The organism is Planctomicrobium limosum (assembly GCF_051465645.1).
Taxonomy (GTDB): domain Bacteria; phylum Planctomycetota; class Planctomycetia; order Planctomycetales; family Planctomycetaceae; genus Planctomicrobium.
Genome location: NZ_CP195790.1, coordinates 2,395,418 through 2,411,655 on the forward strand (window position 1 = coordinate 2,395,418; position 16,238 = coordinate 2,411,655).

At 53.4% G+C, this 16,238-nt stretch carries 6 protein-coding genes; 5 read left to right on the plus strand and 1 reads right to left on the minus strand.

Annotation, left to right across the window (positions count from 1 at the left end):
• Positions 1-76: 76 nt before the first annotated feature.
• A complete protein-coding gene (gene wbaP / locus SH527x_RS09015; RefSeq protein WP_437194326.1) occupies positions 77-1,690 on the minus strand; it encodes an undecaprenyl-phosphate galactose phosphotransferase WbaP in 1,614 nt (537 codons plus the stop codon).
• 1,107 nt (positions 1,691-2,797) lie between these two features.
• Here wbaP and SH527x_RS09020 point away from each other — a divergent pair.
• The 5 genes from SH527x_RS09020 to SH527x_RS09040 all read left to right on the plus strand — a co-directional run bounded on the left by SH527x_RS09020 (position 2,798) and on the right by SH527x_RS09040 (position 16,233).
• On the plus strand, positions 2,798-4,384 hold the full coding sequence (locus SH527x_RS09020) for an SDR family oxidoreductase (protein ID WP_437194327.1): 1,587 nt from the start codon (positions 2,798-2,800) through the stop codon (positions 4,382-4,384).
• Positions 4,374-12,638, plus strand: coding sequence for an SDR family NAD(P)-dependent oxidoreductase (locus SH527x_RS09025; RefSeq protein ID WP_437194328.1), 8,265 nt, complete (start codon positions 4,374-4,376; stop codon positions 12,636-12,638). The genes SH527x_RS09020 and SH527x_RS09025 overlap by 11 nt, the downstream gene beginning before the upstream one ends.
• 118 nt (positions 12,639-12,756) lie before the next feature.
• Positions 12,757-14,040: an aromatic ring-hydroxylating oxygenase subunit alpha gene (locus tag SH527x_RS09030; protein WP_437194329.1), complete on the plus strand. Its 1,284-nt coding sequence runs from the start codon at positions 12,757-12,759 to the stop codon at positions 14,038-14,040.
• Entirely contained in the window at positions 14,033-14,797 is a 765-nt protein-coding gene (locus SH527x_RS09035) for an SDR family oxidoreductase (protein WP_437194330.1), read from the plus strand. Before SH527x_RS09030 ends, SH527x_RS09035 begins: the two co-directional genes overlap by 8 nt.
• 65 nt (positions 14,798-14,862) lie before the next feature.
• The gene (locus tag SH527x_RS09040) at positions 14,863-16,233 is read left to right on the plus strand and encodes a hypothetical protein (protein WP_437194331.1); all 1,371 of its coding nucleotides are present in this window, start codon (positions 14,863-14,865) and stop codon (positions 16,231-16,233) included.
• The last annotated feature ends 5 nt before the right edge of the window (positions 16,234-16,238 follow it).

Genomic DNA, 16,238 nt, shown 5'->3' on the forward strand with positions numbered 1-16,238 from the left:
ATTTGCGCAATTCATTTCGCTGAAATCATGGGCACGTCTCAGTCAAATGCGATCTCCACCAGAAGATCAGCCGACTTTAAAACGCGCCTTCACGGAAGAGCACAGTGCGAATGGTCCGGCCAAGAATAAAGATGTCGAGCCACAATGACCAGTTACGGACATAGTAAGCATCGTAAGCCACACGTTCTTCGAAGGTCGTGTGATTGCGGCCAGAGATCTGCCACATCCCGGTAATCCCTGGTCGCACCTTCATGTACAGCGGAAGCACATCGCCGTAGAAATCACTCTGGTCTTCCATAAATGGACGGGGACCAACCAGGCTCATCTCCCCTTTGAAGACGTTCCACAATTGCGGAATCTCATCAAGGCTCGACTTGCGAAGGAAGTTTCCGATACCAGGGATGATACGCGGATCGTCCTGCAATTTCTGGTTGACTTCCCACTCCGGAAGAAACTCCGGGTGCTGTTCCAGATATTCTTCCAGTTTTCGTTCGGCATCCAAAACCATGGTGCGGAACTTCCAGACCCGGAACTTCTCTCCCCCCTTACCAATACGTTCCTGACTATAGAACATTGGCCCAGGGGAATGCCGTTTCAGGCAAATCCAGGCACAGATCATCACCGGAATCAGTCCGATCATCAAAATCAGACCACCGATGGAGACTGCAACCAGGTCAAAGACACGCTTGCAGAACTGAGATGTTGGGCTCAGAAGACGTTCGCGGACATGCAGTCCAAGAACCCCACCGAGGTCCCGAGTTCGACTCCAAAGATTCGGGAATCCCTGACAAGCTGGAACGACAATGAGATTCGGGATTGAAGCACAATACGGGAGAATTCGCGGAAGAGTCTCTTCCTGAATTCCATCGTCCATTGGAATCAATGCCCAGTGAACTTTGTTTTCCCTCGCAATTTCAGCAATTTCGGAGAGTGAACCCAGAAATTCCCCGGACGGATCATCTGGCAGACAGTGCTGCTCGCTTACCATCCCGATCGGATTCAATCCGGAACCGCATTTTCGACGCATTGCCGCCAATAGGCGCACTGCAGATTCGCCACTACCAATTACCAAGGCAGGCTGCGCCCACCAGCTGTAGCCGGCGAGGATTTCCCGGGAGGTGCACCGTAGCAACGGAGCAAAGAACACACTGAACGCTGTCATCGACAGGATAAACGCCACGTCACTGAACTTCGGAGACCCAAACATGAATGCTGAAGCAAGCAGAATGAATCCCCCGGCCAATGTGCCAAGGATCATCTGCTTCAGTTCGACGACGGGATTAATTCCCACTCCGGGATAGAGCCCGAAGATGGAATAGACAACAACAAAGATCACCACATTCAAAAACAACTCAGGGTGATCATGAAGGTGGAGAAGTGGCAGACGTCCGATCGCCGCGGCACAGACTCCAGCAGCAACCAAACCTAGCGCCAGACCAATCACATCCATCAACAGGAGCGGAATTCCGGTACGGAGATTCTGAAAAAAGCTCCCCAGAACAGAGACTGAACTCGTTTCCGCATAAGAACCGGGGCGAACGTGAGGACCGATCGGAACGCTCACAACCTGTTTCCGCTGTGTCTCTGTTTTGACAACAGAACCAGGGACATCCGACACCTGAACAGCTGCCTCTTCCCCTGAAAGGTGGGCATCCAGCCGAACAGCGCGTTTTGCAGGAAGAGTCGTCATTCCGTTACTCGTCGCGAGGACAACCAGCACTACCTGTCAATGAACAAGGACACCCCTTGCTCCTGAATGCTGATTCGCAAGCAGAACCCGTAGTCGTTCTCTCACTCAATTAAGTTCCGTGAATTCGCAGTCTCGATTCCCCAAGAGAAAGCTCTCTCGAATCACCTCGATTCAACCAATCACAGACGACCCATTAAGTGCAGGCTCCCTATTCCACCCCCAATGATCAAGTGCAAAATCATCACATTGAGTAATTCTCGTCACATTCCCTATACCAGCACGAATATTTCATACACGTAAAATGGAATATGAGAAACCTCTTAAAATAAGCCTCGCAGGAACAGACACGTGTGAATCAATTTGAAACACAAGCAAAACAGGCTGCTACACCTGTGCGCATCAAATCGCAACACGCCGATTGCACTGGAGAGACCCTTCCTTGAATTACCACATTCCCTATCGCCAAGAGAAATCACACCGGAATATTTCCTAGTGTCATTACGAATCCTGACGAAAGTGCCGAGGCTCACAAGATGCGATTAAATACTCGCTCTGTAAATTTCCTCGCCCGATATGGTTCCAGCTATTGGATTGATCAACCTGCTCTCGAATTCACTTCAAGCAGCCCCCTCAGCCTGTAATGCGACGGTGCTGCAATCCGACGGCAGTTCCTTGACCCCCCAACTTGTAAGCAGAATTGGCTCCGCTTTCCAGAGAAACATTGAAATTATCGTAAAATTCCCCCCTAACCTCCCACTAGTCGTACTCGGTGTACACATCCAGCGCCGCACATCTGGTCGCAGCCCTCGATTTGAAGGAGGCACGGCAATCTACTCCTTCGCTTGCAGGGGGAACCAGACCTCAGTCAACACCAAGCTGTTCACACTGTGAAGGTTGGTGTGTATGTGATGATTTTTCCAATCGCAAACTGTAGGTATCCCGTGGGTTTTTGCGAAACTATTCGTGCATTCGCGGAAGGGAGACCCTAAACTTCGCATGGTAGGCTATCGGGCAGCGCCTGCGTCGCAAGTGCAACGGGGAAGATCACAACCTTCAATCGTCATCTTCACTGCCAGATCATTGTCACCTTTCAGAGCGTCCGTCCGCATGGGCCTTCGACGATTTACGCTGTTAACCGGATCGACAGGACAAGTAGGCCAGTTCCTGCTCGTGGATCTGTTGCGCAGTCAAATCCCGGTCGCCGTTCTTACGCGATCAGATCGTTCCCGATCCGCTCAGGCTCGAATCGATGACTTGATTTCCCGTTTCGAGACGCTGACCTCCAGACGGCTCCCTCGACCTGTCGTTCTGGACGGGAACCTCGCCAGCTCAGGACTAGGTCTCACCCTCGACAGCCGTAAATGGATCGAGGCGAACTGCGATTCGGTCATCCACTCCGCCGCAAGCCTCTCATTCAAGCCGGCGGCCCAACATCCAGACAACGAACCGTTCCTGACGAATGTCAACGGGACGCAACAGCTGGTTGACCTGTGCAGCAATGCCGGGATTCGCGAGTTCCACGACATCTCAACTGCTTATGTTTGCGGACTGCGAACAGGTCGGATCATGGAAGCCGAAGGCCAGCATGGCCAGCAGTTCTCAAACGATTACGAAGAGAGCAAACTCCAGTCGGAAGCAATCGTTCATTCCGCTGGTTTTGATTCCCTAACCGTATACCGCCCTTCAATTGTTGTCGATCTGGAAGAAGGCGCGCAGCAGCTCGGTGAACGGACCATTTACTATGCGTTCAGTGTGTTCCAACTCCTGACCAAACAGTTCGGAAATCTGGATCACAGCTATTTGTTTCAGACCGTTGGGCTGACTGGTCAAGAACGCAAGAACATTGTTCCTTCAAGTTGGGTCGCCAGAACGATTATTGAAATCTTCCGACGTCCGTCTTTGCATGGGAAGACGTATCACCTGACAAATCCGCAGGGGACTTCGATTGCGGAGCTCTTTCATGCGTTTCAGGAAGTCGTGCAGCCCGGCAGCAACAAAACACGTTCAGCAGAAAAGCCAGATGCTGGATGGGGCACGATCACCGGCGTCATTGAAAATTTCGTCGAAACATTCACACCCTACTTCCGAGACGATCCACAATTCGATCAGACCAATTTGCAACATGCACTGAATGTCTGCCAGATCCCGAATTGCCCGATCATTGATTCCGCGGCACTGCAGAAGATTACGCGCCAACAGATGTCGACAAAAGGGGCAAAAAAAGCCCCCAACACGTCCACATCTCAGAACGTCCTATCCCAGCAGCAGATCAGCCCATGGTCTCAACTGCTGAAATCGTTCTCGAACCGCAAGCCTCTGAAACGAACACCAGAGTTCAGCTCCCAAATCCACCTGACTTTGACAGGCACAGAGGGTGGCCGCTGGTTGCTTCAGTTCAACCAAAAGCACGCAGATTCTCTGGCAGTCGTTCAGTTATTTTCGATTCAACCAGCATCCAGCACCCCAGAAGAGGGCACCGAGGTTTATACATCGGCCGCATGCTGGTCAGGGTTACTCGCAGGAGACGGTGACCTCAAGACTGCGCTCGAATCAGGGGCTTTATTGATTGAAGGGAACCCATCAGACGAGGCCGAAGAAAACCTCGCTGCTCTGATCAAGCTGCTTCGTCATCAGACGCTCGCCTTTCATCACCAATCCCAGCGTCATCCGGAGGTCACAGCTCATGGGAAGTAGCCAGACGCCAAATCTGACTTACCCTGCAGTATCTCCACAGCCAATGATTCCATTGGCTGTCGTTGGGATGGAATGTCGCTTGCCCGGCGCTCCGAACGTGGCAGCTTACGAGCAACTCCTCTTCCAGGGGCGGAGCGGTTTTGGGCCAATGCCTGAATCTCGTTTCGATCGGTCTCTCTACTTTCAATCCCGTAAAGGCTTGCCAGGGATTTCGTACACCGAGCTCGGAGGCTGTGTTGAAGAACGACCAGCCAACCTGGAACTGCTGGGTCTCGACTCAGAAGAAGCTTGTGTCATTGATCCTGTGCATCTCAGCTTTGCAGAGGTTGCGGTTCAGGCATGGCTGAATGCAGGTCTGTCGCGTAACGACCAGCAATGGAAATCGACCGGGGTCTTCGTCGGACATTCTGGCGCGACCAAACTGGGCGGATGCCTGAATCTCGCGAGCCACATCGAAGAAGGGCTCGATTTTCTGAACGACCTTCCGTCGTTTCAACAACTGCCGCCGCACATTCGCCAAAACACCTTGAAAGCGATTGCCGCACGCATTCGCGCAGAACGTCCTCATCGTCGCAATGATGGAAAGCCGGGCTATAACGGCTACACCGCAGCTTCTCTTCCGGCAAACATTCTTGGCTTGGACGGGCCGCGGATCGTGTGCGACGCTGCCTGCGCGTCATCCTTATTTGCGATGCAACAGGCCGCGATGGCCATCCGCCAAGGTCGAATTGATGCCGCAATTGTCGGCGGTGCAACCACCAACGGCGTCGACAATCTCATCCTGTTTTCACAATCACAGGCATGCAGCGCGTCTGGTTCCCGACCATTCGATCAGGGAGCCAGCGGGCTGATTAGTTCAGAAGGTTATGCCGCTGTTGTTGTCATGCCGATTGCAACAGCCAAGCGGTTCAAGCTGCCAATCCTGGGAGTGATCACCGGACTGGGAACGGCTTCAGATGGACGCGGAAAATCACTTTGGGCTCCGCGACAGGAAGGGCAGCAATTAGCGATTCGTCGAGCATATCCCGGCCAGACACCACTCGATATCGACTACCTCGAAGCCCACGCCACCAGTACACAGTTGGGTGATGCAACGGAATTGCATGCCGTCAGTTCAATCATTCGAGAAACTCGCTCAGTTGGGGACTCGGTCAGCGAGCCGCTGCTGATGGGAAGCGCGAAATCCAATCTGGGACACACACTTGAAACGGCTGGTGTCGCAGGTCTGGTCAAGATTTTACTGGGAATGAAACGACAGGAGATCCCTGCTTCGCTGAATTTCGAACAGCCGAATCAAAACTTCGACTGGGATTCCAGATCGATCCAGATCGTTCATAAGAATCGCCATTGGATCGCTCGCAACCAGTTTCGTCGCTCTGCCGTCAGTGCATTTGGAATTGGTGGGCTGAACGCCCATCTCACCGTCACAGAACCGACAGCAGCAACATCACTTGAGCAGAAGAAAACCAGCCAGACAGACACTGCACGAACCGTCTTCACTAACGATGCGAAACGCTCTCCGATTGAGCGAATCGCCATCGTTGGACGTGGTGTCGTTCTGCCCGGTGCACACCACATCAGTCAATTCCGCGATGTATTGGGAAGCGGCAAATCGATGATCGGCCCTGCTCCAGCGGATCGCTGGCGTCAGGGAGTCAATCTCTCCGCAGCTGGACAGAGACGGCCATTCTCTTCACCGACCAATCACGGCGGGTACATTCGCAACTATGTCTTCGATGCGCAACCGTATCGAATTCCACCAAAGCAGGTGAAGCAGGCGAATCCGATCCAGATGATGCTTCTGGATGCTGTGACGCAGGCGGCGACGGAATTTGATGGCGGAAAATGGAGCATAGATACACAGCGAGCCGGAGTGGTCATCGGCACCGTTTTCGGAGGCGACTTCGGAAGCCAGCTGCAACTGGGCTTGCGAATACCAGAGATCGCCCGTGAATTATCACAGGAGTTGCGATCTCACGGGGTCCCGCAACAGGACATTGATGAGCTGACGAAATCTTACCGCAATCATGTCCTCGCTGAGCGTCCGGCACTTCTTGATGAAACCGGAAGCTTCACTGCCAGCACGCTCGCGTCACGAGTCGCAAAGACCTTTGACCTGATGGGCGGAGCTTGTGCCATCGACGTGGATGACGCCTCGGGGTTGGCAGCACTGCAACTGTCTCTCGACCTCCTGCGAAACGGTGATTGGGATCTCGCAATCTGCGGGGCAGCTGACCGTTCGATGGATCTGATGAAATTCGAACAGCTTGATCTTCGAGGAAAACTGGTTCGTTCCGGCAGGCCAGAAGATATCCCTGACGATTGCCAGAAATGGCTCCCCGGTGAAGGCGTTGTCGTTCTGTTTCTACAGCGGCTCAGCGATGCCGTCGCAGCCGGACGCACAATCCTGGGAATCATCGATGACGTTGAACTACATTCAACCTGTACGGATGCAACGCCAACTGCTCCGATCCAGTCGAATTCAATTCAAGACGCAGCGCTCGTGCGTCAATTTGGATATCTGACGGGGGCACAAAGCCTCGTTCAACTTGTGAAGAACTCCGTTGATTGGGAATCCGGCACCCGCCATTCCACGGCTCCGCCAGAAACGATTTCCATTCAAAGCCATACTGAAGACGGCGTGCAATACAGTGCGCAATGCTCTTCTCCGGCGACTGCTCATGTCAAGATGCTGATTCCACAGAACGCGAATCAAGTTCTGAGCCAGCAAATCAGCGCGCCACTGAATTCATCTGAGAAAAACCTGAGGACGTCTGTTTTGAACTCTGGACATACTCAACCTGCCACACCCCGTCCAGCGATGCAGAATGTTGGTCAATTCCCTGTAAGCCAGCACATCGTGAGCCAGCACACAGCAAACCAGCCAGCAGTGAACCGACATACAAACGGCCAATCGACAGGGCGTCACCCCGATAAGACGGCCTCAAAGGCTTTCCGTCTGGGAGGTCGATCTGCGAGCGAGTTGATCGCACTTGTGAGTGACTCAATCCAACACCCGGACGTATTGTTCCATGGCGGGGAATCTGGATTCCATGCGGAACAGGCCAATCGTCTGGTGGTTCTGGCCGACACACCTGACCAATTGAAGTCTCGGCTGTCGTCACTGCTGAAACAACTTCACAACGGGCGTCACACCGGAGCCTTTGAGTCTGATCGTGGTCTTCTCTGGAAGTCGCGCCCCCAGACAGTCCGCACGGCATGGGCATTCCCTGGGCAAGGATCACAATACAGCGGTCATCCTGCAGCATTGCAGGAGCACTCGCCATTTGCGGATGCGCTCGCCAGATTCGACGTCGAGTTGAAAAAGCAGCGACTTGAACCACTGCAGCCACAACTCGGAAAACCAGCAAGCCAGTTTGCAGACATCTGGTGGAATCAGGTCTGGGTACTGGGGCTGAGCATTGGATTCATCGAAGAGTTGCGTCACTACGCGCCACGCCCAGATGTTGTATTGGGCCACAGTTTCGGCGAATACAGTGCTCTGGTCGCCGCAGGTGTTCTGACCACCGAGCAGGCGATTCGCATGGTGAAGGCGCGCGCCAACTCAGTCTGCCTCACCGTGAAAGAGCCGGGACAACTTATTTCTGTTCGTGCTACGCCGAGTACTGTAGAAGCGATTGTTCGTCAGGAATCTTTGCCGGCTCAAATCACTCACTACAACGCACCCCAACAGACCGTCATTGCAACTTCTGTTGATCAGGTTGAATTCGTACGCAGTCGTTTGACTGCCGCGAATCTGGCATCCGTGGTCGTCCCTGTTCCAGTGGCGTATCACACCTCCCGACTGGATGAGGCGGAGTCGTTACTCAAGCAGAATTTTGCCAGCGAACGGTTCCTTCCATCCCGCTGCGCTGTGATGTCAACAACATCGGTTCGCTACCTGATCGATCCTGTCGACTTGCGCGAGAGTCTTGTCGGCCAGATGACTCGGCCGGTGATGTACGTCCCTGCAATTGAACGATTGCTCGCTGACGATGTGGGCGTGCTTATTGAAGTTGGCCCGAACAATGTTCTGAGCCGCATGAATCAGGATATCGCCGGCGATCGCGCGATCTGCCTGAGCATTGACGCGCCAGGGAAGGGTCATTCAGAACGTCTGCAATTGCTGGGACTGGTCCAGGAAATCATCAGTGAAGGCTCTTTCAACGGGACGAGTGAAGCGACTGGAACCACGCTGCCGGTTGCATCCATTCGCTCAGCGATCAATGAGCCAGTCCATTACACGAATGGGAATGGAAACGGGAACGGCCACGTCTTAAGCAACGGACATGGTAACAGCCAGAGCAATGGACACGGTGCGGTGTTGCCAAGTCTCTCTGCATCTGCGAATGGTCACCACCAGACATCGGTCACTTCCGCCCCGCCTGTTGATGACGTTGAGATCATCGATTTGCGTCGGGCAACGCCAAAGAAAAACGTTGCACGTCAGGTTTCGAAACCTGACGTCTCGAAAGCATTCGCTTCTGAAGTACGTTCGTATCCCCAGGCAGTCGCGACCACGACAACCTTGTCAGATTCCGCCATTGCGACTTCAGAAGAAGAAATCCAACTCTTCCTGAAAACGGTCGTGGTCGATCTGACAGGATACGAGCCTGATGTCGTTGACTTCGATGCCGATCTCGAAGCAGACCTTGGCGTCGACAGCATCAAGAAGGCCCAGGTCGTTGGCGAGATGGCAGAGCAATTCAGCCTTGCCGTGACCCCGTCCGGTGTTCGCCTCGGTGACCTGAAGACATTGCGGGACATCGCTCGGCTTGGGGCTCAATCATTGATTGAATCCGGTGGCGCACTTGAAGCGTCATCAGGCTCATCAGTAATCGAATCGTCGTTCGCACCTCCGGCGCCAGTTGAGATTCCTGAGTCGGTCTCGAATGAAGCAACGTCGGCACCTGCAACAGCATTTGATGTCGCATCTGCAGAGCGGTTTCTGATTGACCTTGTTGTTGACCAGACTGGGTATTCCCCGGACGTCGTTGACCTCGACGCCGACATGGAAGCAGATCTCGGAATCGACAGCATCAAACAGGCTCAGTTAATTGGGGAAGTTCAACAGCAGTTCGAACTGACGAATATCCGTCCAGAACGGACTCCGCTTTCAACGCTAACGACCCTGCGTTCAATTCTGAATTTCCTGCAAGATCACCTCGGCAGCGATGACCAATCGATTCTGAATGAGGCGAGTTCCGTCGCGAATTCCACAATCGAAATCAGCGCTCCCTTAAAAAAAAACACCAATGGTGAACCACATCAACGGGTGATTCAGGCGGCAACACTGCAGCCATCCAACCGTTCACTCGACGTTGAAGATCACCACAATCAATCCGGCGGGGGAAATTCGGACCATGAAATCCGTGGTATTTCCCCTTCCGATACGTTTCCAGATGAGTGGACTCCGTTCTTCGTCGTGCCGGAGAATGGTCAGGTTCAACTGACGTGGCAGTCAGGACGAGAACGAGGGCAACTTCGAAGGCAAGAAATTCGGTCCGCACTTCGCCGGTTGCATGACATCATGCCTGCGACGTCTGCTGGTGCTAAATCTCTCGTTCTCACGCCTCAGATGCCACCTGCCGTCGAAGCAGATTTGGCAGGACTCGCGAACGGAGCCGGTGTTTCATTTGATTCCGTCAAAGTGGCTTACACATGGCTAAAGTCCGCAGCAGCAACTTCGTCCGCAAGCTCCACAACTCCTGTCGAATCACCACTCTCATTACCGGAGATTTCGTCGTTTGACCTGTCAGGGCAAGCCCCTCCAGTTGGAACGGAATCGATGCGATTCATGCTGCGAATCGTCCCGGCTCCGCAACGTGAAGGCATGCCAACGGCACCTGTTCTGACAGGCCCTGGCTTGGTCATCGGGAACAACAAATTTGCTCAGGCGCTCGTCCGGCGATTTGAAGAGAGCGGCTATCCTTGCACTGTTCTGCCTGAAACGAGTTCACAAACCGAACTCGATGCTGCTTTGGATCAGGCCTGGGCATCATCACCAACACCGCATCTGTTCATCACCACGTCGCACGACGCAGACGCACTGAATCGACTCGACGCCCTGCAGTGGGAGCATCGTCGCTATGCCGCATTGGAAGTACCATATCGTGTCTGTCAAAGATGGATGCAGCGGACGATCGATGAAAATCGGATGGATGGCGGCAGCGTTGTCCTGCTGACAAACCTTGGCGGAGACTTTGGATTCAGTGGTCAAACTGCCATCAGCAGTGAAGGCGGACTTGCTGGTCTGATCAAGGCCATGCTGATTGAATGCTGGATGCGAGGTTTTCGAGCAACACCAATGAAGGTGATCGACATCTCGCCAGCGACGACTCCAAATGAAGCAGTCAACGGCATGTTCGCGGAGATCGCCGTTCCAAGTTACGACATGGAAGTGGCCTATCACGGTCAGAAGCGTTTCACCGTCCAGCCAATTCACCGGCCACTCTTCCCGATGGGAGAGATTCAACCAGCCCCGAAAAATGGACACTCACAGATTCGCCAAGGAGGAGTTTGGGTCGTCACCGGAGGAGCACGCGGCATCACATCTGTTGTTGCTCGCGAGCTGGCCAAGCGACATCACTTGAAATTGCATCTTGTGGGCACGGCACCAGTCCCTCAACTGACTGACGCAATCCGACGTGCCGCGGAGGTCGATCGACTCCAGTTGCGCCGTGAAGTCATGAAGGACGCCAACCTGCGGAATCGCAACGGGATGGAAGCATGGCGAAATGTCGAGAAAGCAATTGAGATCGACGCCACGCTCAGCTTGATGCGATCGGAAGGGATTAACGCCGAGTATCACAGTTGTGACGTCTCCCGATTCGAGGATCTTTCCCTGACACTGCAACGCATTCGGGAAAAAGAAGGTCGCATCGACGGCATTATTCATGGAGCAGGGATCGGTCAAGACGCTCGCTTTGATCGCAAACGACCAGACAAAGTCGATCAGTGCCTGCGCGCCAAGATCGATGGATGCTTGAATCTGATGGACGCCACGCGAGCAGACCGTCTTGACTGGTTTGTCTCGTTCGGATCAATCTCTGGACGCTTCGGGGCGAACGGCCATACAGATTATTCATTGGCCAACGACTCACTCGCAAAGTTGACAGACAAGTACCGACAAGAGCGTCCAGACGTTCGCAGTGTGACATTCCACTGGCACGCTTGGGGCGATATCGGCATGGCAACCAAGCCAGAGACCAAACTCGCACTTGAGATGATCAATCTGGAATTCATGCCAGCCAGCGAAGGACTTTCACACTTCCTGCACGAACTCGAACATGGGGGAGCAGAACCGGAAGTCCTCATTACCGATCATGCTTACTTCCGAAAGTTCTTTCCAGTCGACCGACTCAAAACCGGACAGAGTGCGTTTCAGCGTGAACGTGCCACGCTGCCGATGTTGTCATCAGAGAACAACACACTTTCAAGAAGCAGTCCGGCATCGATCACTCTGCTGCCCAAACGAGAACCATTCCTGAATCAGCATCTTGTGCAGTCAAAGCCAACGCTGCCATTTGTGGTGGCTCTGGAACTGATGTGCGAAGCGGCCAGAAATCAGGCACTGGAACTTGATGTTTTGGAGATCCGCAACCTGAAAGCTCTACAGGCGATCAAGTGGAATTCTGATGCGGCTCAAACACTCAATGTTCATGCAGAACTGAAGTCTCAAAATGTCCTGAACTGTGCAATTACTGCAGACCTGTTCCGTCAGGATGGGCGACTGGTCGCCAAAGACAAGCGGTATTTCGAAGGCGAATTCCATCTAGGACAGCAGCGGTCCACACAACGAATTACGCGTCCAGATATGACTCTGCTCTCTTGGGAACCGATTCAATATCTGCCACCAGAGGCTCCGATTTATCACGGGCCAGACCTGCAATGTCTGCAGCAGTTTTCCATTGTGAACAATGAGGCGTTCGGGCTCATTTCCGCATCTTCAACTGTTCAGCTGGGTGGAGGACGTCGCCCAACTTTCGGATGGTCGATTCATCCAGCAGTCATGGACGCGTGCCTTTATGGGGCAGCTGTTTTTGCAGGCCGACTTTACCAGAAGCCAAGTCTGCCAGTCGGCTTTGACCGCATCGTGCTGGGTCGACTTGCTGATCCCGGCGAGGCGTGCCTGTTGCAAGTTCAACTGGTCGGTGAAGAAGAACGCGGACTGAATCTGGCCTTCCAGTTGATTGGCCTGAATGGCGACCTACTCATGGACGTTTCCGGTTATCGAGTCGGGTGGCTCAATTAGCAGGCAGTGAGCTGGACCAGTCAGGTCAGGTGAGATGCACTCGACAATACTGGTTCAGATGAGTTTGAATACTCATGCAGATTGATCACCCCTGTGTCATCAAATTCAAGCTCAATCGATGTACCACACGCCAGTTTCACTTGAACCGCCGCTGCCACCTTCAGCCTATGTTGAAGAAGGACATGCCAAGCTGGAGCGGAAGCATGTCTTCAAGGACGCCTGGCATCTGGTGTCGACGAAGACGAAGCTCAACCAGCATGGCAAGTACGTCGCATTGACGCTCTTTGGGATTCCAGTTGTCATTCGCAACTTTCAAGGCGAGCTGGTCGCACTGCGGAATGTCTGTGCGCACCGGCAGGCGATCATCGCAAGAAAGCCGGAAGGGTGCAGCCCGACACTGAAGTGCCCGTATCACGGCTGGGAATACGGGTCAGACGGAAAAACTCGAAAACTCCCTGGCGCAACCAACTTCCCGAAGTTTGAACACAATCGCTTTTGTCTCGACAAGTTCCATGTCGCTCAATGTGGAGACCTCGTCTTCGTCCGGCTCAGTGAAACTGGACCAACACTGCAGGAATGGCTGGGGGAAAACTACCCGCTCTACGAACAGTGGTTCACAGTCCCTCATTATGCACAGGCAATGGGGGCCAGGTTCGAGATCAACGCGAACTGGAAGATCCCGGTTGAAGGCTCTCTTGAGAGTTATCACATCCCTTGCGTGCATCCCAAGACGTTCCATGAGGATCCCGGCGAGGACCCGAGCACTCACCAGTTCTTTCCGACGGGAACATCATTCCAGACGGTGTTTCTAGCCCCGCGCTGGATTGATCGTCGCCTGCGGGATGTCGAAGGGACACTGCTGAGGTTTCTGGGAATCAAATACACTGGGGACTATGACCATCATCATGTCTTCCCACACCTTTTGTTTTCCCACACAGACTCCCTAAGCGTCGCGCAGGTTGTTTACCCGGGAGAGACTGCGGATAAGAGTTTCACGCTGGCAATTCAGTATGGAATCGAACCTGTTCGTAAAGGCTTCATCCGCACAAGACTGGCCAGAGGATGGGGAAAATTCACGTCGTGGCTCACAAGAACCATCATCGCCGAAGATCGCGACATCTTTCCTGAAGTTCAACGCGGAGCAACAGGGGCGAGACTGATCGGGATTCTGGGACGCTGCGAAGAGCGGCTGTTTGCCATCCAAAAGTATATTGCCGATCGAATTGAAGCAGGCGAAGCCAAACAGACTTCGGGATCTCGCTGTGAAACTGATTCGCCGACGCAGGCTTGCTCATCAGGCAATTCGTCAGAAAACAATGGTTGCGTGAATTCAACCACAACATCCGCAGACAACTCGCCGGATACAGCATCATCCAGTTTGAAAGATTGCAATCATGATTGATCTCCGGGGAAAGGTCGCCTTGGTAACCGGCGCCAGTCGAGGAATTGGTCGTGCGTGCGCCGCCCAACTCGCTGCGAGCGGGGCACATGTCGCCGTAAATTTTCTTTCATCGAAGGAAGGTGCGTCGGAAACAGTGCGTCTCGTGCAATCACACGGCGTACAAGGGATCGCACTGCGAGCGGACGTCTCCGATGCTCAAGAGATCGCTTCCGCAGTCGAATTCGTGCAGGAACGTTTCGGGCGACTGGACATTATCGTCAGTAACGCTGCCGCTGGGGGATTTCGTCCTTTGATGAATGTCACCCCCACCAACTGGGACAGCATCCTGCGACACAATTCAGCCCCACTATTGTGGCTGGCTCAGGCCGCAGCTCCTTTCATGAAACAGCAGGAAACCGGCGGCAAGATCATCGCGATTTCCAGTCATGGGTCTATGCGGGCGTTTGCCAATTACGGAGCCATTGGCGCCTCTAAGGCTGCACTGGAGGCATTAGTTCGCCATCTCGCTTTCGAATTGGGTCCTGAGGGAATCAACTTCAATTGTGTCCTGTCTGGAATAGTCTCGACTGAAGCCATCCGCTCTATGCCGGGAAGCGACAGCTTGATAAAAGCGGCCCAAGACTGCATGCTGGTGAAAGAGAAAGAGCTTCTGCCGGAAGATATTGCTGGCGTTGTCACCTTCCTCTCCAGTTCGCTGGCGAATAAAATCCAGGGCGAAACAATCATCGTTGACGGTGGCGTCAGTATTCGTGTCTAGACCGATTCAGCAAAAGACGGATGACGCCACATCCTACTGAAGCAAAACCACCAGAATTCCAGTTCATGTCCGGCCTGACTCCTGCAACTTCTGTAAGACGACCAGAGATGCAAGAGACAATCAGAGCACCGTTGACACTCGTTCCGTTTGAACGGTTCTTGATCGATTCAGATTCGAAAACGACCCCGATCGTCTTTCGAGTTCTGATGCGATTTGATGGGATCGTTCAACGAGACAAGTTGACTCAGGCATTCAATATCGCCATCGGACGCCAGCCGCTCCTCACCAGTTGCGTGACATCGAATGAATCATGCGTCCGAAGCTGGACACCTGCTCCGAAGCATCCTGAACTGCACTGGCAATCCAGCACGGAATCACAGTTTGATATTGAGCAGATTCCTGTTCAGTGGATTGATCTGACGACTCAGCCTGGTCTCCACGCGCAGATTTGGGAAGTTGATCACGGAATTACAATTCTCCTCGACTTCCATCATGCCTGTTGTGATGGTCAAGGGGCGCGACAGTTCATCGGTGAATGGTTTGGGCTTTATCACCAGCTCCTTGAAGGTGGCGAACTCAAGCTTTCCACTCTTGAGCCCCAGCAGTTAGCGCAGCGTGGAGTCTACCGAACTCCCACACCTCCGATTGGACTCTGGGAAGGTCTCCGCAACCTTTACCTGACAATCAGCGGCAAGACAATCAAGCTTCCCCCGAAAGAAGCAACGCACTCTGACGCTGAACCATGTGAATATTTAGGGGAACGCGTTTTCTCCATCGAGCAAACTGCCGACCTGCGACAACGATTGAAGAAGGCCGGCGTGACATTTAACGATGCCGCTTTGACCGCAGCGTTTCTCGCTTATGGGCGGTGTTTTCAGATCCCGAAGAGATCTCGTCATCGTATTACAATTCTCCATCCTGTCGACTTGCGGTGGCCGTCTGACCTGCGGACACCTGCATGCAATCGCGTTGGTGTCTGTTTTCCTCGACGCAGTTATCGAGACTTGCTCGATCCTTTGGAGCTGCTGCAATCCATTCGCGGCGAAATGACATACATCAAACAACGTTATGTAGGAGCTGAGTTCCTGCGAGGCATGGCTCTGACCAATTCCAACAAAGGGATTTCCGATCGACTACAGAAATGGGGGTTCTTCGTTCCGACCCTGCAGTTTACAGGACTCGGCGATACCACCCGCGCGTTGCAATATCGCTTTCCGATGACGGACGGGACCATCGATTTTCAGGGGCTGAAGCTCAATCGAATTTCTGGAACAATGCAGATGGGGCCGTACCTTCCGCTCAGTCTCGCATCGTGTGAAACCAATCAGCGCATCTCTTTGACATTGCGATCCAGTTCCAATCATGTCACGAGACAGGAAGCAGATCACTTTCTCGAAACGTTCGCCAGTGAACTGCTCACGTTGCTTGTCCCTTAAATCCA